Annotated in this window: 19 protein-coding genes, 1 other RNA gene and 1 other annotated feature; of the genes, 4 read left to right on the forward strand and 16 right to left on the reverse strand. The window is 43.0% G+C overall.

Annotation, left to right across the window (positions count from 1 at the left end; all coding sequences use genetic code 11):
* Positions 1 to 11: 11 nt before the first annotated feature.
* Genes mnmA through EDD68_RS02215 form a run of 4 tightly spaced genes read right to left on the reverse strand, consistent with a single transcriptional unit; the run spans position 12 to position 3,387 of the window.
* Complete coding sequence (gene mnmA, locus EDD68_RS02200) at positions 12 to 1,124, reverse strand: tRNA 2-thiouridine(34) synthase MnmA (protein ID WP_132370575.1); 1,113 nt, start codon at positions 1,122 to 1,124, stop codon at positions 12 to 14.
* A gap of 16 nt (positions 1,125 to 1,140) precedes the next feature.
* Entirely contained in the window at positions 1,141 to 2,283 is a 1,143-nt protein-coding gene (locus EDD68_RS02205) for a cysteine desulfurase family protein (protein WP_132370576.1), read from the reverse strand.
* A gap of 17 nt (positions 2,284 to 2,300) precedes the next feature.
* Entirely contained in the window at positions 2,301 to 2,717 is a 417-nt protein-coding gene (cymR, locus tag EDD68_RS02210; protein WP_132370577.1) for a cysteine metabolism transcriptional regulator CymR, read from the reverse strand.
* Positions 2,701 to 3,387 carry a YczE/YyaS/YitT family protein gene (locus EDD68_RS02215; protein WP_132370578.1) on the reverse strand — a complete coding sequence of 229 codons (687 nt, stop codon included), beginning with the start codon at positions 3,385 to 3,387 and terminating at the stop codon, positions 2,701 to 2,703. Before EDD68_RS02215 ends, cymR begins: the two co-directional genes overlap by 17 nt.
* Before the next feature lie 288 nt (positions 3,388 to 3,675).
* Here EDD68_RS02215 and EDD68_RS02220 point away from each other — a divergent pair, with 288 nt between their 5' ends.
* Together EDD68_RS02220 and EDD68_RS02225 are read left to right on the forward strand one after the other, a co-directional pair.
* The gene (locus EDD68_RS02220; protein WP_132370579.1) at positions 3,676 to 4,953 is read left to right on the forward strand and encodes a replication-associated recombination protein A; all 1,278 of its coding nucleotides are present in this window, start codon (positions 3,676 to 3,678) and stop codon (positions 4,951 to 4,953) included.
* 209 nt (positions 4,954 to 5,162) lie between these two features.
* On the forward strand, positions 5,163 to 5,807 hold the full coding sequence (locus EDD68_RS02225; protein WP_132370580.1) for an RsfA family transcriptional regulator: 645 nt from the start codon (positions 5,163 to 5,165) through the stop codon (positions 5,805 to 5,807).
* Between the two features lie 413 nt (positions 5,808 to 6,220).
* On the opposite strand, the gene EDD68_RS02230 is transcribed toward EDD68_RS02225, so the two are convergent.
* The 5 genes from EDD68_RS02230 to EDD68_RS15145 all read right to left on the reverse strand — a co-directional run bounded on the left by EDD68_RS02230 (position 6,221) and on the right by EDD68_RS15145 (position 11,043).
* On the reverse strand, positions 6,221 to 6,976 hold the full coding sequence (locus EDD68_RS02230) for a tRNA threonylcarbamoyladenosine dehydratase (RefSeq protein ID WP_132370581.1): 756 nt from the start codon (positions 6,974 to 6,976) through the stop codon (positions 6,221 to 6,223).
* 118 nt (positions 6,977 to 7,094) lie between these two features.
* Positions 7,095 to 7,282, reverse strand: a non-coding RNA gene (ssrS, locus tag EDD68_RS02235) — 6S RNA.
* Positions 7,283 to 7,371: 89 nt separating this feature from the next.
* Complete coding sequence (gene aspS, locus EDD68_RS02240) at positions 7,372 to 9,162, reverse strand: aspartate--tRNA ligase (protein WP_132370582.1); 1,791 nt, start codon at positions 9,160 to 9,162, stop codon at positions 7,372 to 7,374.
* On the reverse strand, positions 9,155 to 10,441 hold the full coding sequence (gene hisS / locus EDD68_RS02245; RefSeq protein ID WP_132370583.1) for a histidine--tRNA ligase: 1,287 nt from the start codon (positions 10,439 to 10,441) through the stop codon (positions 9,155 to 9,157). Before hisS ends, aspS begins: the two co-directional genes overlap by 8 nt.
* A 118-nt stretch (positions 10,442 to 10,559) precedes the next feature.
* Positions 10,560 to 10,786: a binding site (T-box leader), on the reverse strand.
* An 80-nt stretch (positions 10,787 to 10,866) separates the two neighbouring features.
* On the reverse strand, positions 10,867 to 11,043 hold the full coding sequence (locus EDD68_RS15145) for a hypothetical protein (protein ID WP_165902030.1): 177 nt from the start codon (positions 11,041 to 11,043) through the stop codon (positions 10,867 to 10,869).
* 117 nt (positions 11,044 to 11,160) lie between these two features.
* On the opposite strand from EDD68_RS15145, the gene EDD68_RS02250 reads away from it, so the two are divergent.
* Complete coding sequence (locus EDD68_RS02250; protein ID WP_165902031.1) at positions 11,161 to 12,666, forward strand: N-acetylmuramoyl-L-alanine amidase family protein; 1,506 nt, start codon at positions 11,161 to 11,163, stop codon at positions 12,664 to 12,666.
* Positions 12,667 to 12,957: 291 nt separating this feature from the next.
* On the opposite strand, the gene dtd is transcribed toward EDD68_RS02250, so the two are convergent.
* The 6 genes from dtd to EDD68_RS02280 form a co-directional block, all read right to left on the reverse strand.
* Positions 12,958 to 13,413, reverse strand: a complete 456-nt coding sequence (dtd, locus tag EDD68_RS02255; protein WP_132370585.1) for a D-aminoacyl-tRNA deacylase — start codon at positions 13,411 to 13,413, stop codon at positions 12,958 to 12,960.
* A gap of 15 nt (positions 13,414 to 13,428) precedes the next feature.
* Entirely contained in the window at positions 13,429 to 15,627 is a 2,199-nt protein-coding gene (locus EDD68_RS02260; protein WP_132370586.1) for a RelA/SpoT family protein, read from the reverse strand.
* Between the two features lie 219 nt (positions 15,628 to 15,846).
* Positions 15,847 to 16,362 carry an adenine phosphoribosyltransferase gene (locus EDD68_RS02265; RefSeq protein ID WP_132370587.1) on the reverse strand — a complete coding sequence of 172 codons (516 nt, stop codon included), beginning with the start codon at positions 16,360 to 16,362 and terminating at the stop codon, positions 15,847 to 15,849.
* Positions 16,352 to 18,706 carry a single-stranded-DNA-specific exonuclease RecJ gene (gene recJ, locus EDD68_RS02270; RefSeq protein WP_132370588.1) on the reverse strand — a complete coding sequence of 785 codons (2,355 nt, stop codon included), beginning with the start codon at positions 18,704 to 18,706 and terminating at the stop codon, positions 16,352 to 16,354. The genes EDD68_RS02265 and recJ overlap by 11 nt, the downstream gene beginning before the upstream one ends.
* Positions 18,707 to 18,954: 248 nt before the next feature.
* Positions 18,955 to 21,210 (reverse strand): protein translocase subunit SecDF, encoded by a 2,256-nt coding sequence (gene secDF, locus EDD68_RS02275; RefSeq protein WP_132370589.1) that lies wholly within the window; start codon positions 21,208 to 21,210, stop codon positions 18,955 to 18,957.
* A 229-nt stretch (positions 21,211 to 21,439) separates the two neighbouring features.
* Positions 21,440 to 21,739 carry a post-transcriptional regulator gene (locus tag EDD68_RS02280; protein WP_132370590.1) on the reverse strand — a complete coding sequence of 100 codons (300 nt, stop codon included), beginning with the start codon at positions 21,737 to 21,739 and terminating at the stop codon, positions 21,440 to 21,442.
* Positions 21,740 to 21,924: 185 nt separating this feature from the next.
* Between EDD68_RS02280 and spoVB the strand changes: the two genes are divergently transcribed.
* Positions 21,925 to 23,469, forward strand: coding sequence for a stage V sporulation protein B (gene spoVB / locus EDD68_RS02285; protein WP_132370591.1), 1,545 nt, complete (start codon positions 21,925 to 21,927; stop codon positions 23,467 to 23,469).
* Between the two features lie 54 nt (positions 23,470 to 23,523).
* On the opposite strand, the gene EDD68_RS02290 is transcribed toward spoVB, so the two are convergent.
* Positions 23,524 to 24,186, reverse strand: coding sequence for a DUF421 domain-containing protein (locus tag EDD68_RS02290; protein ID WP_132370592.1), 663 nt, complete (start codon positions 24,184 to 24,186; stop codon positions 23,524 to 23,526).
* Positions 24,187 to 24,210 lie beyond the last annotated feature (24 nt).

The raw sequence follows: 24,210 nt of genomic DNA on the forward strand, positions 1-24,210 counted from the left end.
CTCCCCTTTTTCTAAGCTAAATAGTCCACATACTGATCATTTTTGATCACTTTATCAATGGTTCCGCCTCCAAGGCATACTTCACCATCATAAAATACAACGGCCTGTCCCGGTGTAATGGCACGCTGGGGCTCTCTAAACACAACACGGACCTGATTTTTATCCAGCGGATAGACCGTTACTTCACTGTCTTTTTGCCTGTAGCGGAATTTTGCCGTACATGTAAACGGTTCGGTTATGTCCTGACCACTGATCCAGTTGACTTGAAGTGCTTCCAGTGCATCGGAATATAAATAATCGTTGTGATATCCCTGGGCAACATACAGTACATTTTTTTCGAGGTTTTTCCCGACCACAAACCACGGGCCGCCGGGACCTCCAATTCCAAGGCCCTGGCGCTGTCCAATAGTGTAGTACATCAGCCCGTCATGCTGTCCTTTTACCTCTCCATCCATGGTCATCATTTTACCGGGCTGAGCCGGCAAGTACTCGCTTAAAAAGTCTTTAAAATTTCGTTCGCCGATAAAACAGATTCCAGTACTGTCTTTTTTCGTTGCTGTTGCCAGATTATGCTTTTTTGCTATATCTCTGACTTCTTCCTTCGTATATTCCCCGAGCGGGAACATGATTTTCCCCAGAACGGACTGGGGAAGCTGATTTAAAAAATATGTCTGATCTTTATTGCTGTCCTTCCCTCTGAGCATTTCATACCGGTCACCATTTTTTCGAATTCTCGCATAATGCCCGGTGGCTACATAGTCGGCTCCAAGTGCCAGGGCGTGATCCAAAAACGCCTTGAACTTAATTTCTTTATTGCACATCACATCCGGGTTAGGCGTTCGCCCGGCTTTATACTCATCGAGAAAATACGTAAACACTTTGTCCCAGTATTCCTTTTCAAAATTTACCGAGTAATAGGGGATATCCAGCTGATTCGCCACCCGGACCACATCTTCAAAATCTTCAGTAGCTGTGCAGACGCCATGTTCATCCGTATCATCCCAGTTTTTCATAAAAATGCCTACCACATCATAGCCCTGTTCCTTTAAAAGCAGGGCGGTTACGGACGAGTCCACACCCCCGGACATTCCGACCACAACCCGGGTATCTTTCGGATCTTTCATGATGGTCACCACCTTGTTATGAAGTTAATCGCCGTACAATCTGGGCTACTCTTGTTGCTCCTTCCCGTATGTCCTCCTCCTGATTGTCCAATCCGAAACTAAACCGGACAGAGTTTCTCGTCCGGAGATCATCTGAATCAAACATCGCTGCCAGCACATGGGACGGATCGACTGATCCGGCAGTACATGCTGAACCGCTTGATGCTGCAACGTTGGATAAATCCAGATTGGTCAAAAATGCCTCCACATGAATTCCCGGAAAACTGATATTTACAATCCCTGGAACAGCATATTGTTGATCCCCGTTCAAAGAGTAAGAAATTCCTTCATCCTTTAATATCTGCAAAAACAATCGTTTATAAGAACGGTATGTTTCATTTCGCTCTTTCCGTTCTATCATTAGAAGTTCAACAGCTTTTTGAAATCCCCGTGCAGCAGCCGTGTTCTCTGTTCCTGCACGGCGTTTTCTCTCCTGCTCGCCTCCCTGTTGCAGCGGCTGGATAAGGGTACCTTCACGGACATAAAGAAAACCGATACCTTTTGGCCCGTATATTTTGTGGGCAGACACCGACAATAAATCTACACCGAGTTCCTCGACATCAATGGGGACCGCCCCGTAAGCCTGAACCGCATCTGTAAAGAAATATGCCTGATGATCCCTCAGGATTTCCCCGATTTCTCTTATAGGCTGAAGAATTCCGGTTTCATTATTCACGAACATGACTGAAACAAGAATCGTATCCTCTCTGAGGTTTCGCCTGATCTCTTCGGAAGAAACCCTACCTGATTCATCAACAGGTAAGTAGGTCACATCAAACCCCTGCTTTTCCAGAAATTCGGCGGCGTGAAGAGAAGCATGATGTTCAATCGCAGTCGTGATGATATGTTTACCGCGGGACTGATGCTTTAGTGCAGTGCCAATAATGGCCAGGTTATTGGATTCTGTGCCGCCTCCTGTCAGTACAATTTCTTTTTCGTTCGCACCGATGCTGCTGGCCAGCGTTTCCCGGGCTTCATCGATCACTTTTCGTGCCTGTCTACCGAAATGATGGACACTTGAGGGATTCCCGAAGACATTTTCCAGTACAGGGAGCATGGCTTGAACGACTTCGGGGTGTACCGGTGTTGTCGCTGCATGGTCAAAATAAATCGGTTTCATGGCAATCACCTTCTCCATTAAATATAAAACATAAATCCATCCTGTGTGTTTTGGTCATATTTCGCAAGATCTTCGAGAGTTGTTGTATCGAGCACTTCCTTAATCGCTTGCCCGATTCGTATCCAGAGCTCTTTTTTGGCCGGATCCTCATCTTCAAGGGCCTCAACAGGACGAATAGGACCCTCCAGAACCCGAATCACATCACCTGCTGATATTTCGTGGGGTTCTTTTGCCAGCAAGTAGCCCCCGTGTGCCCCACGGACACTTCTGACAAGACCGGCATTGCGAAGCGGAGCAATCAGCTGCTCCAGATAGTTTTCCGATAAATCATTCTCATTGGCAATAGTTTTTAAAGAAACGGGCACATGATTATGTTTTCTGGCAAGGGAAATCATAATCGTTAACCCATAACGTCCTTTAGTTGAGATTTTCATCATTTATCCCCCTTTTCATCAAGCTATTCATCCACCTTTTCGATTGCGGCAGTGAATAACCGACAATCGTCCCTAAGAAAAAAGCAATGATTATGGTTCCAATGCCAACAGGACCACCTAACAGCCACCCTAACAGCAAAACGGTGATTTCTATGCCTATTCTCACCCATTGAACTTTCCATCCCGTTTTATCCGTAATATATAGCATCAGTCCGTCCCTGGGTCCTGCACCTAAATCAGGAGCTACGTATATCCCGATGCCATATCCAAGCACCATAATACCAAGGATAAAGACGACCATTTTCAGCCATAATGATTCCGGATCTGGAAGGATATACAAAAAAATATCAATAAACATGCCGACAAGCAACATGTTTAAGACTGTTCCGATTTTTGGCCATGATTTTGTAGCCAAAGAAGTGAAGAGGACAATAGCCAGTCCGGCTATGATACTCCAGGACCCTATTGTGAGTCCAAACTGCAAATACAACCCGTAATGAAAAACATCCCATGGCCCAATTCCAAGAACTTTTCCTTTAATCGTCAGGGCTATTCCAAGGGCTAAAATAATGAGACCGCCAATAAAAAAGCTCCAGCGGATCAATTGCTCTCTCACAGGATGCTTTCTGTCATATGTGTACGAATGGGGAAGTGACTTTGCTTCATTCATGTATGCCATTTCCTTTCGTTTATCCGATTGTGCAGCAGATACACGAAAATATACAGATTCCTGCTATATGATGGATTTACATATCGAAGAAATACCCTTTATTATAAACATTAGCTATTATAGCATGAATGTAAACGATCTTGCATTTTCAAAAAAAGAAACTTACCATTATAGAAAACTACTGGAACCTGGAAAAATAGCAAAATCTATGCACCATCACAGTCTTTACTGAATCGTGTAGTGCGCTACAGCGAAATGGAACTAGCAATAAAAAGGAGAGAGTCCACGATGGAATACAGACCCCTTGCCTACAGAATGCGCCCTGAAAATATGGATGACATCATTGGTCAAGAACATTTAGTCGGCCCGGGAAAAATGTTGAGGAGAATGGTGGAGGCCAGCCGGCTATCTTCTATGATCCTATTTGGACCGCCCGGCACCGGAAAAACCTCCCTGGCTATGGCTCTGGCGAAAACCCTTCACATTCCCTTTAAAATGTTGAATGCAGTGGTCAATAAAAAAAAGGATATGGAAATCGCAATCGAAGAAGCAAAAATTTCCGGACATCTCGTGCTTATTCTTGACGAGGTTCACCGGCTTGACAAAGGAAAACAGGATTTCTTGCTCCCCCATTTAGAAAGCAATTTGATTACTTTAATTGGATGTACGACAAGTAATCCCTATCATTCCATCAATCCGGCGATTCGAAGCCGATGCCATTTGTTTGAATTGCATAAACTGACCCAACAGGACATCAAAACCGCTTTAAAACGGGCACTGGAAGATGAAAAACAGGGCCTTGGAATGAAACAGGTTCAAATCACAGAAGAAGCTTTAGATCATTTTGCCTTCTCTAGCGGCGGCGATCTGCGGGCGGCCTTAAACGGACTTGAACTTGCTGTTTATTCCTCAAAACCAGACTCAGATGGAATTATTTTCATCGATCTGTCTATTGCCGAAGAATGTATGCAGAAAAAAAGTTTTTCCCATGATAAGGATGGAGACGCCCATTATGATGTTCTATCCGCTTTTCAAAAATCGATACGGGGAAGTGATGTGAACGCCGCATTACATTATTTGGGGAGACTGATCGAAGCGGGAGATTTGGAAAGCATTGCCAGACGTTTGATCGTGTGTGCCTACGAAGATATTGGGCTGGCCAATCCCCAGGCAGGGCCTCGTGCGCTGGCAGCTGTTGAGGCTGCTGAACGGGTCGGGTTTCCTGAAGCAAGAATTCCTCTGGCTGTGGCGGTTGTTGAGCTCTGTCTCTCTCCGAAGTCAAATTCTGCTTATCAGGCATTGGACAAAGCGCTTGAAGACATCCGAAATGGCAAAAGCGGAGAAGTTCCCCCCCACCTCAAAGATGCCCATTATAAAGGCGCTAAAAACTTAGGCAGGGGGACCGGCTACCAGTATCCCCATAACTTTGAACAGGGCTGGGTTGATCAGCAATATTTGCCTGATTCTATTAAAGACAGGATCTACTATGAACCTAAAGATACCGGAAAATTTGAATCAGCATTAAAACGAGTTTATGAAAAAATTATGAGAAACAAAAAGAAATAAAGTATAAACTCCTCTTTTCTTGAACAAAATAAAAAATAAACGAGCAAAGTTCCGATTCATACATTCCATAAATGGTCCCAAATAAAGAACTTAAGACGATTTATGGGATTATGTTAACAAAAAAACTATTAAAATTTGTCAAAGTCTTTCAGTGTATGGTGGCAGATTAAAAAACAAATCAAGAAAATAAGGAAAGAGGAGTGAAGAATATGCCAAAAGTAAGACAGGATGCATGGTCTCATGAAGATGACCTGCTACTGGCAGAAACCGTACTAAGACATATACGGGAGGGCAGCACACAACTTAAGGCTTTTGAAGAAGTGGGCGATAAACTGAATCGAACAGCTGCTGCCTGCGGTTTCAGATGGAATGCTGAAGTACGGAAACGCTATGAAAAAGCCATTGACCTTGCTAAAAGACAGCGGAAAGAGAAAAAACGGGAAATGGCTCAAAAACAAAAGGTCAAAAAAGATGCTCAAACTCAGTTTCAGCATTCCGTTTCATCTAAGAGGGTTCCAACAGATGAAACTTCATCAGATTCTATCAGTTCACTTGACCAGGTTATTGAATTTCTAACTTCAATTAAAAAGGATTATGAGTCTTCCTATCATTCGAAAATGGAGATGGAAGAGCTTGAGCAGGAAAACCATAAGCTGAAAGAAGAAAAGGAGATGCTCGAGAAAAAACTTTCCAGACTTGAAAAAGAATATGAAACCTTACAGGAAGATTATCAAGTATTCATGGAGATTATGGACCGGGCACGCAAAATGGTTGTTCTCGATGATCAGGAACAGGCTTCTGTAAAATCTTTCCGAATGGATAAAAACGGAAACCTGGAAAAAGTCGCACGATAACAAGAAACGCAAAGGAGGACCCGCCTAGCACAAAGCTACCCTGAGGAGATGCGAGGATGCTACCCGCTGCTCTGAAGACCGAAGCAGCTTATAGAGATAGGCATCAGATCCATATTTAAAAGCTTATGGAAGTCTAACGCAGTCTCCTGGAAAACGTGGATGGGACATCAAGACTTGAACAAGTGAAACAAAAAACATGGTCTAAGATTAACGACGGCAAATGGTGAAAACTCCTGTGGGAAAAGCACGAGCCGCCACCCCTAAACACTGAGCTGCCTAAGGAAACCTTAAGGTGTTCCGTGAAAATTGCGGTGACGAAAAACGTAAAAAATATCCGAACAAATTCATGTAACAATTTGAGTTTGTTCGGATATTTTATGATTTTACCCGTTTTTTCCATCCTCGTTGTCCATTTATACTCTCTCAATTGATATTGGTTTTAATATATTGTTTACTACATATGCGGCCATAATCAGCCCCGAAACGGATGGGACATATGCATTGGATGAAGGAGGCATTTTTACCTTGCGAATGTCCGCATCATCAGGTGCGATTTTAGCCCTCACTTCTTCCTTAATTTTCACGGGCCGCTCTTTTGAATAAACAACCGGGATGCCTTTTGTATATCCGTCCTTTCTCAATTTTGAGCGAATGACTCGGGCAATTGGATCATAGCTTGTCTCAAAAATATCAGCAACTTCAAATTTTGTCGGATCCATTTTATTCGCTGCGCCCATGCTGGATATAATAGGTATGTCCCGGTCGATGCACTGTTTAATAATATGAACCTTATAGGTAATGGTATCACTTGCGTCGATGACATAGTCAAGATCATATTGAAACAATTGTTCATAGGTTTCCTCAGTATAAAACATTTCCAGTGGAATCACTTCACAGTCAGGATGAATATCTTTAATCCTCTCTTTCATTAATTGAACCTTTGACTTTCCTACCGTTGATAACAGGGCATGAATCTGACGGTTTACATTTGTGATATCCACTACATCTTTATCAATCAAGATCAAGCGTCCCACTCCGGAACGGGCCAGGGCTTCCGCGCTAAAAGAACCGACTCCCCCAATCCCAAGTATGGCTACCGTTGACTCTTTCAGTAAATTTATGCCATCTTCCCCGATGGCAAGTTCATTTCTGGAAAATTGATGCAGCATATGTTTCGCTCCTTTTCTAAAGTGACAAAGGGTTGTTTTCTATTCGTTTTCTTTACATTACATGAAAAAACCTTAAGGTGTAAAGCAACCTTAAGGTTTTTGAACAGTCACTATTCATAATAATCCCAATTGTGCCGTCATCCCTGTCGTTTTGAACCCGCTCCTGGCAGGTGGGTGCCCTGTCCCATGCTTTATGCTTCCTCTCACTATGGAAAGGAGGCATGCATTCCACACAGAAACTCAGGCTCCCGTAAGTATAAGTGTTCGGTCAAAACTTTGTGGCAATGACGTACACATCAGGATTGATGTGATCCTTTGCTGTATCTAAATTATAGTATATTTCCGTAAAGCTTTCAACCGGGTATCCCTTGAAGAAATGTAACTTTATTCTTTTTTTAAACCTCTGCTTTCTCTTCATTTATCAGCTGTTCTACCAGTTTCAGTTTCAGCTCTTTGAGTTGATTTTCACTTACCCTGGAAGGAGCCTCCGTTAACAAACAGGAAGCAGAAGCTGTTTTTGGGAAGAGAATCGTATCTCTTAAGTTGGAGCGGCCTGCCAGCAACATGACAAAACGGTCAAATCCGAGGGCAATTCCTCCATGGGGTGGAGCACCGTACTCCAGAGCCTCCATTAAAAAGCCAAACTGGTTCATGGCCTCTTCCTGCGAAAAGCCCAGAGTTTTAAACATTTGATCCTGAATATCTTTTTTGTGAATACGCAGACTTCCACCACCTAATTCATAGCCATTTAAGACAAGGTCATAGGCTTCTGCCCGGACATCTTCAGGATGGTCAGCCAGCTTATGAAGATCTTCTTCAACGGGCATCGTAAATGGATGATGAGCCGCCACATACCGGTTCAGCTCTTCATCATATTCGAGAAGTGGCCAGTCTGTTACCCACAGAAAATTAAATTTAGACGAATCGATCAGATTTAATTCTTTTCCTAGTTTCAGCCGAAGGGCACCAAGGCTTTCCTGAACTATTTTTGTTTGATCAGCTACAAATAAGAGTAAATCTCGATCTTCTGTATGAAGTTTTTCCTTTAGGCCAGAGATTTCCTCATCAGAAAGGAATTTCTGAATAGGTCCCTTTATTTCTCCGTCCTCTACCTTCAGCCAGGCCAGCCCCTTTGCTCCGTATATTTTTACGAATTCTGTTAATTGATCAAGATCTTTACGGGAAAATTCCATTGCCCCGCCTTTTACATTAATGGCAGACACCGTTCCGCCGGACTGAACGGCCCCACTGAAAACGTTAAACCCGGATTCCCTTACAACACTTGAAACATCAACAAGTTCCATGCCAAATCGGGTATCTGGCTTATCTGTTCCATAGCGTGCCATTGCGTCGTCATATTTGATCCGGGGGAACGGAGTTTCAATGTCTATTCCCTTGATTTCTTTCATCACTTGTTTCATCATCCGTTCCGTCAATTCCATAATTTCTTCTCTTGACATGAAAGAAGTTTCAATATCAATCTGAGTAAATTCTGGCTGACGGTCGGCCCGAAGGTCTTCATCCCGGAAACAGCGAGCAATCTGATAATATTTTTCAAAACCTGAGATCATTAACAGCTGTTTAAATAGTTGTGGCGATTGAGGCAGTGCATAAAAATCCCCTGGATGCACCCGGCTTGGCACCAGATAGTCCCTTGCTCCTTCCGGGGTGCTTTTTGTCAGCATCGGCGTTTCCATCTCCAGGAACCCTTCATCGTTCAAAAAACTTCGAATCACTTGGGTGGTTTGATGGCGCAGTTTAAAGGTTTCCTGCATCGATTTTCTTCTTAAATCCAAATAACGATATTTTAAACGGATTTCCTCCGTAGTATCCGTTTCATCCTGAATGAGGAACGGAGGATTTTTGGCTTTATTTAAAATTTTGATTTCACGGGCAAGGACTTCTATGGAACCCGTTTCCATCCTCTCATTGACCGTATTTGCATCCCTGGCAACCACTTCGCCTTTAATTTCAAGGACATATTCACTTCTTGCCTTATCGGCAATCTCAAGGGACTCTTTGCTGACGGACGGGTTAAACACAACCTGAACAATCCCAGAACGGTCTCTGAGATCAATAAAAATTAATCCCCCTAAGTCACGCCGTTTGTGTACCCATCCTTTCAGTACCACTTCCTGTCCTATATGCTCTTTGCCAAGTGTTCCGCAATGGAACCGTTTACCCATGCTGTCTTCCTCCCTGCATTATTTCTTTTAAATAAAATACTACTTTCTCCAGTGAATGCATCTTCTGTTCTCCGGTTTGCATATTTTTTACGGTGATCTTGCCTTCGTTTAATTCATCTTCCCCTAATACAAGTACAAATTTGGCTTTGTAACGGTCTGCTGCTTTAAACTGACCTTTCATTTTTTTGTCCATATAATCCTTATCTGCTCTAATGCCGGCTCTCCTTAAGTCATATACCACCCTGGCGGCTTCTTTTTTTGCTTCATCCCCCATGGATACGACATAGCAATCCAGCTCATCCTCAAGGGGGAGATCAATTCCTTCGGCTTTAAGGGCCATAATTAGTCGTTCAATACTAAAGGCAAAACCAATCCCTGGGGTTTCCGGTCCACCAAGTTCCTGAACCAGACCGTTGTAACGGCCGCCTCCGGACAGTGTCGTAATGGCTCCAAAACCTTCTGCATCACTCATAATTTCAAACACGGTATGATGATAGTAATCCAATCCTCTCACCATCGTCGGGTCAATGTCATACGCAATGTCCATTTTTTCGAGATACGAACGTAGTTCTTCAAAATATAGCTGAGACTCCTCATTTAAATAGTCGAGAATAGACGGGGCAGCTTTCATGGACGGGTGCTCCCGGTCTCTTTTACAATCCAGAATCCGAAGCGGATTTTGTTCCAGCCTCAGCTGGCAATCCCCGCATAGTTCGTCCTTATAGGGTGTAAAATGATCCATTAGCGCCTGTCGGTGATTTTTGCGGCTTTCCAGATCCCCGAGACTATTGATCACTAGACGTAGGGACTGTAGTCCAAGTGACCTGTAGCAGTCCATGGCAAAAGCAATTACTTCTGCATCAATGGCGGGATCGGCACTTCCAAGAGCTTCGATGCCGAACTGGGTAAATTGCCGCATTCTTCCTTTCTGCGGACGTTCATAACGGAAATACGGACCCATATAGTACAGTTTTACGGGCTGATTCGGAAAGCCGTGCATTTTATGTTCCACATATGACCGGACAACAGATGCAGTGCCTTCTGGCCTTAAGGTTAAGCTTCTGCCCCCTCTGTCCTCAAAAGTATACATTTCTTTCTGAACAATATCGGTTGTATCCCCAACTCCCCGCTGAAACAGTTCTGTGCGTTCAAAGATAGGCGTACGGATTTCTTTATAATTATAGGTTTTTGCGATTTCATGCAATTTGTTTTCAATATGATGCCACAGCTCTACCTTCTCCGGTAATACATCTTCTGTTCCCCTGGGTACTTTAATCATGCTTATATTCCTCCTTGCGATTTCTTACGACTCGTCAGCAAAAAAGCCGGACTAACAGCATGCTCTTCGCTCTCTTCTTTTATTCTTAGAGTATAAAAAAACCCGTCCCTTCAAAAATCGAAGGGACGGGATAATTCCCGCGTTGCCACCCTAATTGAAGCCTCTTAAAGCTTCCTCTCTTCCATATAACGCACTGATTGCGTCCACTATCTACCGGGCCGGGCCTTTCGATAGGGAACCTCAGGAATGTCTTTCGTTAAGTCATCACAGAGAAATGCTCTCAGCCGCTGGCATTTCTTCTCTGTCTGTGTGGGGCCTAACTACTTTTTCCGTCACAGGTTTTGCTCGATATACAATTTCTACTTTTGTTTAAGGCTTTATTTCAATAAAGTTGGTTATAATCATAATGTTGAATGAGAAAAATGTCAAGAACGTTTTAACTGTTCTTTTAATTTTTTTACATCCTTTAAGGAAATGCCAAATTCCTGTGCCAGTTCCATTGGTGTACGTTCCTGTTCTAAAACCATAAATTGATGGAAATCCATATTAAAAATATCATGGAATGCTATTGATTGTAAATGCCTGCGGTCACTGATCTTCATGATGATGCCTCCTGTTATTTTAGGGTTAGCCCTGTGATTAAGATCTTTCATTTAAAAAAGGATTCTTAAAGTTGAAGTCGAAGTAAATTTTTAGACTTGAAAAATGGGGGAATTGCTTTGACGAAAAAATGCAAAAATACGATCGTGATCACATCAATCATTTTGTCCTTTCTGGCTTTATATATTCCCCGCAGTTTTGCCGATCGGGCGATTGTCAGTGTGGAAACGTTGAATGTCCGAAGTGGGCCCGGGCTTAATTATGAAATAACCGGTCAGGTTCATCATCAGGAAAGACTGACGATTATGGAAGAAAAGGAGAACTGGTTAAAAATCAAGTCTGATGATGCTGAAGGGTGGGTGGCAGAATGGATGGTAACCAGAACTGAATTTGAACCTGAGTCCCGGACAAAAATGGAAAGTCTAAAGACAGTAGAAGTCACGGGAGAAACCCTGCGGATCCGATCAGGACCAGGAACCGATTTTGATGTAATTGAACATGCCGATCAAGGAGAAATATATCCGTATTTGTCAACGAATACAGACTGGGTTCAAATACAGCTGAACGAGGACCGAACAGGGTGGGTTCATTCAGATTATATTGTAATAAAGGACAGAAGGAGTCAAGAAGGGGCCACTGAAAACCAGCATATTGGACAGATTACGGCGAATACGGAAGTGATCAGCGTCAGAGACCAGCATTCTTTTAACGGGAACATTATCGGGGAAATTTATGAAAATGAGCAATATCCTGTTTACAAGGAAGAAAAGTCATGGTATCAAATTCAATTGCCTTCAGGGGAGCTGGGCTGGGTTGCCAAATGGCTTGTCGCTTTTACTGAATCCTACAATGGGGGATCTGATACCGTTACCTTGCTATATAACGATACACACTTTCGGAACGGGCCATCAACAGACTATCCTATTACGGGAACGGGACAGAAAGGGAATACTTTTGAAATGGTCAACAAACATGAAAACTGGTACGAAATCAGGACGGACAGCGGCCCTGCATTTGTACCTGAATGGGCTGTCTCTCTGGAGAAACATCCAGTTGATTCATTGGGTGTAACAAATAACCATCTAAAAAATAAAATCATCATCATCGACGCCGGTCATGGCGGTCGTGACACAGGTGCGGTTTCGGCAGCCGGTGATTATGAAAAGAATATCACAATCAAAACCTCACTGGACCTGGCCAGAAAGTTAGAACTGCTCGGTGCTGTTCCGATACTGACCCGGACCAGTGATACGTATCTATCTCTCGGCTCCCGGGTAGCCATTGCTTATACTCAGCAAGCAGATGCATTCCTCAGTATTCACTATAATAACGCACCAGACTATCCTGAGGCGAATGGAATCAGTACGTTTTACTATCATCCGAGAGATCGTGAACTGGCAACCATTCTTCACAGGGAAATGATGAATGCTACTCAATTAAATGACCGGAATGTTAAATTCGGCAATTATCATGTCATCAGAGAAAACAGACGACCTTCCGTTCTACTTGAACTGGGGTTTGTTTCCAATCCCAAAGAAGAACAGCTGATTAAAACCCGGAGATATCAAGAAATAGTAACCCGAGCCATCGTAAGGGGATTAAATGATTATTTTGCAAATGAATAGACTATTACGATTTTTTACCGGGAAAGGTGGTCCGTATGCATTCAAATTGATTGGACCATTGAAAATGAGGTGCGATTTTTTCTGTTATGACATTGCCGATGCTGTCATGACCTTTTCTCCTCTTCTACGATAAAAAATAGTAGCACAGACCTGGGCCAGGTCTGTGCTACTGATCTTCATAGGTTTCTGTTCTTCCTATTCTCTAGATCTTGCCCGATGTGTGTTTGCTTTTTCTCCGGTATAATACAGAAAAAGGCCCCTTTTTAGGGACTCTTTTCTGGAAACAAACGATTACCTTTTCTTTTGTTCATCGCTGTCAATGATAAGTGTAACTGGCCCATCATTGACCAGGGATACGTCCATCATCGCTCCGAATTCCCCTGTCTGTACCGGCACACCCTGATCTTTAACAAATTGATTAAAGGCTTTATACAATTTTTCAGCGGGTTCTGGTTTTGCTGCATCCATGAAATTAGGCCGCCTTCCCTTACGGCAGTCTCCGTAAAGGGTAAACTGGGATACAGATAATACCGAACCGCCCACATCTTTAACAGAAAGATTCATTCTCTCTGCTTCATCTTCAAAAATCCGTAAGTTGGCTACTTTTTCCGCCAGAAACGCCGCATCTTTCTCCGTATCGTCATGGGTAACACCTACCAGTACGACGAGTCCGTGTTCAATTTTTCCTTTTATTTCTCCATTGACGGTAACCTTCGCCTGTCTGGAACGCTGTACAACCACTTTCATAGAAGAACCGCTCCCTTATTGAATCATTCTCCGTACCGTATAGACATCGGGTATTTGTTTAATTCGGTCCACAATTTTTCTGAGATGATGTAGATTGTGAATTAAAATCGTAATATGAATGGTTGCCATATGATTTTGATTGGCTTTTCCTGTCACTGCTGTTATATGTGTTTTGGTTTCATTAATGGCTTGAAGGACTTCATTTAATAGTCCGTGCCGGTCATAACCAGAAATTTCAATGTCCACGTTATATTGTTTATCCTGATTCCCTGTATTTTCCCATTCAACCGGAATCAGACGTCCCTGCACCTCGTTTCGCGCCACATTCGGGCAATCCTTGCGGTGAACGGAAACGCCCCTTCCTTTCGTGATATATCCAACAATTTCATCACCCGGAACCGGGTTACAACACCGGGACAGACGTACAAGTAAATTGTCCACCCCTTTTACTTTCACCCCGGACTCTGTCCGTTTGGTTTTCCGAGTCCCCACTTCCTGTTTGACTTCTTCCAGAACATCTTCAAAATCCTGGGTTTTGCCTTTCGGACGTACGAGTTCAGCCAGACGATTGGCAACCTGCTGAGCGGTAATTCCCTGATAGCCTACCGCCGCATACATATCCTCATCGCCAGTAAATCGGAACTTTTCCGCCACTTTATTGAGATTTTCCTGTGTCATCACCTCTTTGGGCTCCAGGTCAAGGTTGCGGATTTCTTTTTCTACCAGTTCCCTTCCCTTAGAAATATTCTCTTCCCTTCTTTGTTTCTTAAAAAATTGTTTAATTTTATTTTTAGCCTGGGATGTCTTTGTGATTTTGAGCCAGTCCTTAGATGGCCCGTAAGAATGCTTAGAAGTCATAATTTCCACGATATCCCCGGTTTTAAGCTGGTAATCTAGTGGTTCCATTTTGCCGTTAATTTTAGCACCAATCGTCTGATTACCCACCTCGGTGTGAATCCGGTAGGCAAAATCAATCGGCACGGAACCGGCAGGAAGTTCAATGACATCCCCTTTAGGGGTAAAGACATAAACCATGTCTGAAAACAAATCCATTTTTAAGGATTCCATGAACTCTTCTGCATCATGGGCTTCATTCTGCCATTCAAGGATTTCCCTGAACCATGTAAGTTTATCTTCAAAAGTCTGCTTGTGCTTATTTAATTGTTTGCCCTCTTTATAAGCCCAGTGAGCCGCAATTCCGTATTCAGCGATTTCATGCATCTCATGGGTTCTGATCTGTACTTCCAGCGGATCGCCCTTTGGTCCGATAACCGTTGTATGGAGGGACTGATAAAGGTTCGGCTTCGGCATCGCGATATAGTCCTTGAACCGTCCGGGCATCGGTTTCCAGCATGTATGAATAATTCCCAGGACAGCATAGCAGTCCTTAATGCTGTTGACAATAACACGAACTGCAAGTAAATCGTAAATTTCATTAAATTGTTTATTTTGCATGACCATTTTTCGGTATATGCTGTACAGATGTTTGGGACGACCGGAAATCTCTGCATCAATCTTGACTTCCTTTAGACGCTCATCGATTTCTTGAATCACCTCATCAATGTAATACTCTCGTTCTGCCCGCTTTTGCTTCATGAGATTGACAATCCGGTAATATTGCTGTGGGTTTAAAAAGCGCAGAGCAGTATCTTCCAGTTCCCATTTAATTGTTGAAATTCCCAGACGATGGGCAAGGGGAGCAAAAATTTCCAGGGTTTCATTCGCAATTCGCCGCTGTTTTTCAGGCGGTAAATGTTTAAGGGTCCGCATATTGTGGAGACGGTCAGCGAGTTTGATCAAAATGACACGAATATCCCTGGCCATTGCCACAAACATTTTACGATGGTTTTCAGCCTGCTGCGCTTCCCGGGATTTATATTTGATTTTCCCCAGTTTTGTGACTCCATCTACCAGCATGGCTACTTCAACGTTAAACGTTTCTTTTAAGTCCTCAAGGGTTACATCCGTATCCTCAACCACATCATGAAGAAAGCCACCGGCAACTGTTGCTGGATCCATTTCAAGATCAACAAGAATGCCGGCAACTTGAACCGGGTGATGAATATATGGTTCTCCCGATTTTCGAAACTGGTTTTTATGTGCCTCTTTCGCATATTCATAGGCTTTACGAATAAAAGCCGTATCTTTCCCGGAAAGATAGCGGCTTGCTTTGTTTATCACTTCTTCCGCTGTCAACACTTTTTCTTTAGCCATGGAATCACCTTATCATATCAGACATTCTGTTATTTTCGCTATTATTTTTTCATTATTCACAAAATAAGCCAAAATGTAAAGGGAAATAGACCGATTTTTAATGAAACAAATCATTTTCACCAGATAGCACGTGTTTTTTATCCATTATCAATCGGGACAATGTGGTTTGAGTATAAACAAAGAGCACTCTTTTTCAGGCAAGAGTACTCCATTTGCTCATTAATCATATTGCATTAGTGTCAGCACATCATAGCCTTTTAATTTTTCTCTTCCATTTAAATAGGATAATTCGATTAAAAATGCGCAGCCAGCCACAACTCCACCCAGTTCCTCAACGAGTTGGATGGTTGCTTCGATCGTTCCTCCTGTTGCTAAAAGGTCGTCAGTAATTAAAACCCGCTGCCCGGGCTTAATGGCATCCTTATGCATGGTTAAAATATCTTTGCCATACTCCAGCCCATAATCCACCTTGATCACTTCTCTGGGTAGCTTTCCATCTTTTCGTACCGGAGCAAAGCCTACCTCAAGAGCATAGGCGACCGGGCATCCGACAATAAATCCCCGGGCCTCAGGGCCAACTACAATATCAATTTCCTTTTCTTTTGCATATTCCACAATTTCATCAATAGCGGATTTAAACACATCGCCTTTGTCCATTAAAGTGGTAATATCCTTAAAACGAATTCCTTTTTCAGGCCAATCGGGTACAACGGTAATATATTTTTTATAATCCATAAACGATTTCCTCCTTAGCATTCCGCACATCATTCATTTGTTGGTCAAACCATTCTCTTAAATCTTTATAAGATGAATAAAATAATGTTTTTTCAACTTCAATTTGCCTTAATTTTTCCCTGTAAACCTCCGCCTCATTTAAATCCTTTTTAGCAGGTGATGGAAGGATGGATAAAACTCCATCGTCCATTGTAACAAATTCAAGCTCCAAAAACACCTTTATCATAAATTCAATCCAGTCCGTTGTCCACCCTTTTATCCGTCTGATTTGTTGAAGTCCCTCTGGAATCGGCACACGCTTCTTTTTTAACAGAAAAGCATACAGCCATTTAAAGTCGTTACGGTCAGGAAGACGGGAAAAGAAATGTTGACCTGTTGACTGGAAGCAGGCAAAAATCTTTTTGGGTTTCACATGCCGGAAAACCTGTGACAGTTCGTTCAGACTGGAAGGCAGATCGAGTAATAATAACCCGTCGGGCCAATCATAGACATGACCTGACATAGCAATGAACTCACTGGCATCTTTAACCGGAAAACATTCCTCTACCCAGTCCAAACCGGGGGGGACCGATTCAAAGATAAGCGCATAAATATCTTCATTTTCAAGACCATCAAGCATTCTGGAAAGATGCTTGACTCCCCGATAGTCGAAAAGCTGCCACTGATCGACTTTCAAATCTTTTAGAACCACCTGCATTTTTTTATGGCCGTTCCATTCATTAATATCCAGTTCTCCCACAACGGAGATCGGTGCCCGGGAAGACAGGTGGGGAAATAGGTCACCCATGCCAAATCCGACGGCATCCAGCTGTTTATCTCCTTTTTGAAAATGAATTTTCAGGTGACTGGAATTGGACCCGATCTGGCGGATTTCCCCCGGCATCATATCATTCATTTGAAAGACCGGCCTGGGATTTCCTACTCCAAATGGAGCAAGACGGTTGATTTCTTCAATGGCTTCAAAGTTCAAATCCTCTATGTCAATGATAAATTCCGGGTATAAAACAGGCTTAAAATCATCTTCTGTCAGTTTTTGTTTTGCCAGGCGGTTTAAGGAAGACCGCAAAGATTCGATTTTTTCAACTGCAACAGTCATCCCTGCAGCCTGGGCATGACCTCCAAAATTAATAAAGACATCCTTAATTTCCATGCAGTTTTCAAATAAATCAAAGGCATCAATGCTTCGTGCCGAACCTTTGGCCTCCCTGGCTTCCGGATCAATGCCGAGTAGAACGGTCGGTCGATTATACTCCTGGGTCAGTCTGGATGCCACGATTCCTAAAACGCCTGTATTCCACCCTTCTTTTGCAAGCACAAGTACGTAGTCATCCTCAAAATTTTCGTCTGTAATCATTTGTTTTGCTTCATGAGTCATTTGTGTAACCATTTGCTGCCGTTTTTGGTTTAATTCCTGAACCTTTTCAGCCATTTCCAGAGCTAGAGACGGGTCTTCTTCCAGCAACAGCTCAACGGCCAGGGAAGCATCCTGCAGACGTCCGACTGCGTTAATCCTTGGCCCTAAAGCAAAACCAATATGAACTTCATTGATGTTCTCTTTTATCCCGCAGACCTGCTTCAATGCCTGAATACCAGGTTTTTTAGAATAGGTTAACGATTTTAAACCGTGATAAACAAGAATTCGGTTTTCATCCTGGAGAGGAACTAGATCCGCTACTGTTCCGATGGCTACATATTCCAGAAGATGGGCAGGAAGCTCCCCGTATAAGGCATGAGCAAGTTTGAAGGCCACCCCTGCCCCAGAGAGTTCCGGGAAGGGATAACGGGCTGACCGTTTTGGATGAATAATGGCAAAGGCGTCAGGAATCGTTTCCTGGGCTTCATGGTGATCGGTAATGATCAGATCCATGCCTAACTGCTTTGCAAGTTTAGCCTCTGTAACAGCAGCAATCCCTGTATCGACAGTAATAATTAATGAAAAACCCTGTTTTTTCGCATGATAAAACGCCTCTTGATTTGGGCCATAACCCTCTGTAAAGCGATTCGGTATGTAAAAATCTGCATGGGCTCCCAGATCCGTTAAGGTTTCCATCAGAATGGACGTAGCCGTCACCCCATCAGCATCATAATCGCCAAAGATTAATATGTTCTCTTCCTGCCTGATGGCCTGATGTATCCGGTTCACCGCCTGATTCATATCCTCAAATTCAAAAGGATCGTGTAGATCTTCAAGGGAAGGAGACAGAAACTTTCTAGCCGATTCCGGATCCTTAATTCCTCTCTGGACTAAAAGTTTTTTTGTAATATCGGATACAGACAAATCAAAATCTATTTGATGAATAGGATTGTGATCTTTTAAAATCCATTTCGATTTACTCTTTAACATAGCTTCACCCCTGACGCACTCATTATACTAGAGCTTGATTGGGGTGGCAAATGAATCAGGTGATTTAGATTTTTCATCGGGTGAAGGTGGTTTTCCAGTTCGCCGGGCACCTCCTGGGAACATTCAATGTGATTGACAGCCTTGTTTTATCCTTTCACAGGTGATGGATGTCATGGAAAATTGGATATTGATTGGACTATGAAAAAAAAGGATGAAAAGAAGCAACCTTCTTTTCATCCTTCTCAAGATTAAACCTGTGGCCCGCCTTTTGGTTTCTTTCGTTCGAAAACAATTGGCTTTTTATCAAGCATTCTTCCTCTCCAGACCAGCCACAGCTGTGCAGCAATAAACAGGGAGGAATAAGTACCTGCCAGCAATCCTACAATCAGTGCAAACGAGAAGTTTGTAATAGCCTCTGCTCCAAACATAAAGAGCATGAAAGCAGCAAAAATCACGGTCAATACCGTGTTTATGCTTCGGGCCAGTGTTTCCATTAAACTTTTGTTGACGACAGCCGCCAGTTCTTTATAGCTTTTAACCCTTTTCTTGAACCTCAAGTTTTCCCTGATTCGGTCAAAGGTAACAATTGTATCATTCACCGAATAACCGACAATGGTTAAAATGGCAGCTATGATGGTAATGTCAAACTCTAGCTGGGTCAAACTAAACAGGGCAAGAATAAAGAATGCATCATGTAAAAGGGCAAGAATCGCTGTAACAGCAAAGAAGATTTCAAAACGGAATGCAACGTAAATAATAATCCCAATCGATGCATAGAGCACAGCCTGAACCGCATTGAACGCAAGCTCCCGTCCAACCTTCGGGGTCACCGTACTCACACTCGGCTCATTGCCATATTGAGCCGAAAAATGTTCACCAATCTCTGCAATTTCCTCCTGGTTCAAAACCCGGTCAAACCGAGCGATAGCGAGTTCCCCCTGATCACCGGCTGAAACAATTTCAACCGGGTTCAGTCCGAGAGATTCATAGCCATCCCGCACTTCTTCGATATCAAGGGTATTGTCCGCCATAACCTGTACCCTTGATCCGCTCGTAAAATCGATTCCTAGATTAAGCTGGAGCGTAAATAACGAAACTATTCCTGCTGCAATCAAAACAGCGGAGATCGCAAAAAATTTTTTGCTGTGTTTGACGAAATTAAAGGTTTTGCCAAAAAAAGTCGCCTCGACTTCTTCACCCTTTGTAATATCTTTTATCGCTTCTTTTTTCACGCCGAAATATCCTGGTTTGTGATTTAACAAACCACTTTTCACCCACAGTCCCATAAGCAGCCTTGTTCCATAGACTGCAGTAATAAAGCTGACCAGGATACTGACAATTAACATCGTTGCAAAACCTTTTACCGAGCTCGTGCCAAAAATAAACAGAACAACTGCAGCCAGTATGGTGGTGATGTTCGCATCGAGGATTGTAGCCAGCGACCGTTTATTGCCTGCCCGATAGGCAGAAAGTACGGTTTTTCCGGCTTTCAGTTCCTCTTTTATCCGCTCATAGGTGATGATATTGGCATCGACGGCCATACCGACCCCGAGCACAAGTGCTGCAATTCCTGGCAACGTAAGAACGCCATTCATCAAGTTAAATACAAGTAAAATGACATATACATATACACTTAACGTTATGGAGGCGATGAGCCCCGGCAAGCGGTAATAGATGATCATATAAATGAAAATCAGCGCAATCCCAATGATTCCCGCAAAAACAGTCTGATCAAGGGCTTTCTCACCAAACTGCGCACCTACAGATATGGAGTAAATCTCTGTCAGTTTGACAGGCAAGGAACCTGCATTTAATATATCAGCCAGACGTTTGGCGGAATCAACGGTAAACGGAGGGCCGGTGATCATCACATTGGAACGAATCGTTTCATTGACAGCCGGTGCGGAAATATACTTCGGATTTTCTTTTAGCCTTTCTTCTTTATAGGAATCTCCCTCTTCATAATCAAGCCAGATGACAAGAACATTTTCCGGCTCGGGAAAGTTTTTAATCGTGCTGGTTACTTCTGCAAATTTATCCGGATCTTTTAGCCTGAGGGTCACAACCGGTTCTCCTGTCCGGGGATGAAAATCCTGTTTTGCGCTTCCTTCAACAATGTCCGAACCATCCAGATAAAGCTTGTCGTTGACATCCCGAAAAGAAAGGGTGGCGGTTGTGGAGAGTAAGTCCCTCGCTTCTTTCTGATCCTGAATGCCTGCAAGCTGAACACGGATCCGGTTATCCCCTTCGATCTGAATATTTGTTTCATTGATTCCCAGAATATCTACCCGTTCCCTTAAACTTTGAACGGTAGCGTCCATCGCTTCATCATTGATTTCCTGATCATCATCCAGGGGCTCCACTTCATAGAGGATCTCAAAGCCCCCCTGCAAATCCAGTCCCAGCGGGATTCCTTTAGTCACTGATTCAGTTGTTGTGCCGATGATTCCTGCAAATAAAAGTACAAGCAAGAAAAAAGCAATCATTCTCCCTCTCTTTACCATGATGAGTAGTTCCTCCTTTAATCTGACTCATTAAGAAAAAGGGGAGTCAGCCTCAGCCGTTCAAGTTGACTCCCGAAATTAATCCTTCCGAAAAATCGTCCCGGTCTTTCATGCCGATGATCAGTTTGGGTCGACCTGCACTCTAGCCTGGTGATTCGCTCGGACATGAGGACCATCCATCAGCTGAATACCGTTTCCCGATCTGTTCTTAAGAGTGTCATAAACCCTGTCATGTCTGATCATTTTCCATTTCTTTCAGGGCGTTGATTTGTGCAAGTAAGTCCTGTTCCTGATAGACCTGAGCAGTCATATAGTTCATATACGTTCCCGGATTGAGATGCAAGATGTCCTGAACGACTTCATAAAGCCGCTTTTCACAGTCTTTTTTCCAGACCTTTTTCATCAAACAGTCCCACACCTCTTCTTCGGTTGCCTTTTCATATCCGAGCATATGTAATTCATCAACTTTGCTTTTTACAGCAGGAGTCAAATACGGTTTCCAACCTGAAACTTTCCTGTATACTTCCATCCCCTTACCTCCCGGAAACTCCAATCGTTTAAACCACTGACTCAATAGAAGTGTTAGTATACGGTCTGAAACTTTCTGAAACAGCTTCTATAGGAAATAACCAGTGCTTGTCATGCTTGCCTCACCTTCGTGCATATACATTTATTGTATATGATTTTCACACTTTTGAGAAGGCAGGTAAAACGATGTCCAGACAAACTTTTATCCAGGGAACCCTCATTTTAGTAGCGGCAGGAATGATCACACGGTTTTTAGGTTTTATTAACCGGATCGTGGTTGCCAGAATTATGGGCGAAGAAGGGGTCGGCCTTTACATGATGGCCCTTCCCACCCTGTTTTTAATGATTACCCTGACCCAGTTTGGACTTCCAGTTGCCATATCCAAGCGGGTGGCTGAGGCTGATGCAAAAGGAGACCGAAAAAAAATCAAAAACATTTTGATCGTTTCTTTCACGATTACGCTCACACTCAGCATTATTTTTACGGCCGGATTCATCATTCTGTCTCCCATCATTGCCACTTATTTGCTTACCGATGAACGAGCTTTGTATCCGATCCTGGCCATCAGTCCCATCGTTCCAATCGTTGCCGTCTCAGCTGTTATCCGCGGCTATTTTCAGGGATTGCAAAACATGAAACCACAGGCCGTTTCACAGATCATTGAACAATTAGTCCGTATCACGCTGGTCGCTGTTCTAACTAAGGCCCTGCTGCCCTATGGAGTTGAATTTGCTGCCAGTGGTGCGATGATTTCCGTTGTCATCGGCGAATGTTGTGCCCTGATTTATATCGTGCATCATTTTAAAATCAAAAAGTCATTTAAACTGCTTAAAAACATATCCCGATCAATAAAAAAAGGAAAACAAACGCTTCAGGAACTGTTATCCATTGCCGTGCCCACAACCGGCAGCAGACTCGTTGGCTCGGTCACTTTTTTCCTTGAGCCGATCCTTGTGTCCCAGAGTCTCGCGATTGCAGGATTTTCCGTGGCAGCAAGCACGAAGTTATATGGTGAGTTAACGGGATTTGTCATGCCGTTACTTCTTTTGCCGACGTTTATCACCCACTCCCTTTCAACGGCTTTAATCCCGTCCATCAGTGAAGCAGAAGCGAAAAAACAACATAAACTGATCCATTTCCGGATTCATCAGGCTATACGCTTTTCATTTGCCTCCGGTGCACTTGCTACCGTAATCTTCTATTTGTTTGCAGAACCGATTTTAAAATTTATGTACAACGATACAGACGCAGCCTATTTTGTCACATTTATGGCCCCCTTTTTCTTAATGTTATATTTTCAGGCTCCGCTTCAGGCAGCACTGCAATCGCTGGACCTTGCCAGACAGGCGATGTATAACAGCATTATCGGTTCCATTGTCAAATTTATCGTGTTAATCGTTCTGGCTTCACAACCCCAGTTCGGAATAGCCGGAGTAGCGATTTCCATCGTTACTGGTGTCGTATTGGTGACCGTCCTTCACTTCGCGGTTTTATGGAAAGAAATTTCTCTCAGAATCCCCTGGAGGGACGCAGGAAGAATGATAGCATTATCGATTCTAATATTAACCTGTGGAAAGTACCTGTATAAGTTGCTGCCTCAAGCTTCAGACAGTTTGATTGTCTTAGGCCTGGTCATGCTGCTTCTTGGAGCTGTCTATGTGATTCTTTTAATGGCATTAAAATTTGTCACAAGAGATGAATTGGCCCAGCTTCCATTTATCAACAGATAATCTGAAGCACGCAAAAAGCTGATCCACATAACAGGTATCAGAACGATTTATGGATCAGCTTTTCTCTTCCGTTTCTTTTAAATCCACATAAAGGGATCCGTCATCATTTACTGTACAGTAGGATATTTGATCCATGTTCACATACCCGGACTGTTTCAGTTTCTCTTTTAGCCATTGCTTATCCTTTCCCAGTTCATGAAGGGCGTCGTCAATAATCTTACCATCTTCTATCAGCGGATCGATTGGAATAATTGGTTTTGACTTTTTTTCAAAAACAGATAACTTTCCATTGGCTTCGAGCACCGCAAGGTCAACGTCCTGAATTTTTTGAACCCCTTTATCCCTCAGCTGCATCAAGAGATCATCAATGTTGTATCGCTGACTTTTCATTTCTTTTTCATCGATTTTTCCATCATGAATGATAATGGAAGGTTTGCCATCAATCCACCTTCTGATCTTTAAATTTTTCAGGGATATAAATGCAGTAAAACGCTGAATCATCAACAGTACAATCATCGGTACAATGGCATACAGAAAATGTTTTTCTGGCTTTTCAATCGAAAAAACAGCCATTTCAGCAAGCATAATAAAGATGACGAGATCAAATATACCCAGTTCACCGACTTCTCTCTTCCCCATAAGCCGAAAAATGAGTAATAGAATGATATACGCTAAAACGGTTCGGTAAATCAGCCCCCAAATCACAATCGCATCCATGATTGTTTTACATCTCCTCTAAGG

Source organism: Melghiribacillus thermohalophilus (genome assembly GCF_004342905.1).
GTDB lineage: Bacteria > Bacillota > Bacilli > Bacillales > Alkalibacillaceae > Melghiribacillus > Melghiribacillus thermohalophilus.

What these genes read in the sequence shown, in the direction of transcription:
- mnmA (WP_132370575.1), bottom strand. Translation starts at nt 1,124, where the DNA reads ATGAAAGATCCGAAAGATACCCGGGTTGTGGTCGGAATGTCCGGGGGT.
- EDD68_RS02205 (WP_132370576.1), bottom strand. Translation starts at nt 2,283, where the DNA reads ATGAAACCGATTTATTTTGACCATGCAGCGACAACACCGGTACACCCC.
- cymR (WP_132370577.1), bottom strand. Translation starts at nt 2,717, where the DNA reads ATGAAAATCTCAACTAAAGGACGTTATGGGTTAACGATTATGATTTCC.
- EDD68_RS02215 (WP_132370578.1), bottom strand. Translation starts at nt 3,387, where the DNA reads ATGAATGAAGCAAAGTCACTTCCCCATTCGTACACATATGACAGAAAG.
- EDD68_RS02220 (WP_132370579.1), top strand. Translation starts at nt 3,676, where the DNA reads ATGGAATACAGACCCCTTGCCTACAGAATGCGCCCTGAAAATATGGAT.
- EDD68_RS02225 (WP_132370580.1), top strand. Translation starts at nt 5,163, where the DNA reads ATGCCAAAAGTAAGACAGGATGCATGGTCTCATGAAGATGACCTGCTA.
- EDD68_RS02230 (WP_132370581.1), bottom strand. Translation starts at nt 6,976, where the DNA reads ATGCTGCATCAATTTTCCAGAAATGAACTTGCCATCGGGGAAGATGGC.
- aspS (WP_132370582.1), bottom strand. Translation starts at nt 9,162, where the DNA reads ATGGGTAAACGGTTCCATTGCGGAACACTTGGCAAAGAGCATATAGGA.
- hisS (WP_132370583.1), bottom strand. Translation starts at nt 10,441, where the DNA reads ATGATTAAAGTACCCAGGGGAACAGAAGATGTATTACCGGAGAAGGTA.
- EDD68_RS15145 (WP_165902030.1), bottom strand. Translation starts at nt 11,043, where the DNA reads ATGAAGATCAGTGACCGCAGGCATTTACAATCAATAGCATTCCATGAT.
- dtd (WP_132370585.1), bottom strand. Translation starts at nt 13,413, where the DNA reads ATGAAAGTGGTTGTACAGCGTTCCAGACAGGCGAAGGTTACCGTCAAT.
- EDD68_RS02260 (WP_132370586.1), bottom strand. Translation starts at nt 15,627, where the DNA reads ATGGCTAAAGAAAAAGTGTTGACAGCGGAAGAAGTGATAAACAAAGCA.
- EDD68_RS02265 (WP_132370587.1), bottom strand. Translation starts at nt 16,362, where the DNA reads ATGGATTATAAAAAATATATTACCGTTGTACCCGATTGGCCTGAAAAA.
- recJ (WP_132370588.1), bottom strand. Translation starts at nt 18,706, where the DNA reads ATGTTAAAGAGTAAATCGAAATGGATTTTAAAAGATCACAATCCTATT.
- secDF (WP_132370589.1), bottom strand. Translation starts at nt 21,210, where the DNA reads ATGGTAAAGAGAGGGAGAATGATTGCTTTTTTCTTGCTTGTACTTTTA.
- EDD68_RS02280 (WP_132370590.1), bottom strand. Translation starts at nt 21,739, where the DNA reads ATGGAAGTATACAGGAAAGTTTCAGGTTGGAAACCGTATTTGACTCCT.
- spoVB (WP_132370591.1), top strand. Translation starts at nt 21,925, where the DNA reads ATGTCCAGACAAACTTTTATCCAGGGAACCCTCATTTTAGTAGCGGCA.
- EDD68_RS02290 (WP_132370592.1), bottom strand. Translation starts at nt 24,186, where the DNA reads ATGGATGCGATTGTGATTTGGGGGCTGATTTACCGAACCGTTTTAGCG.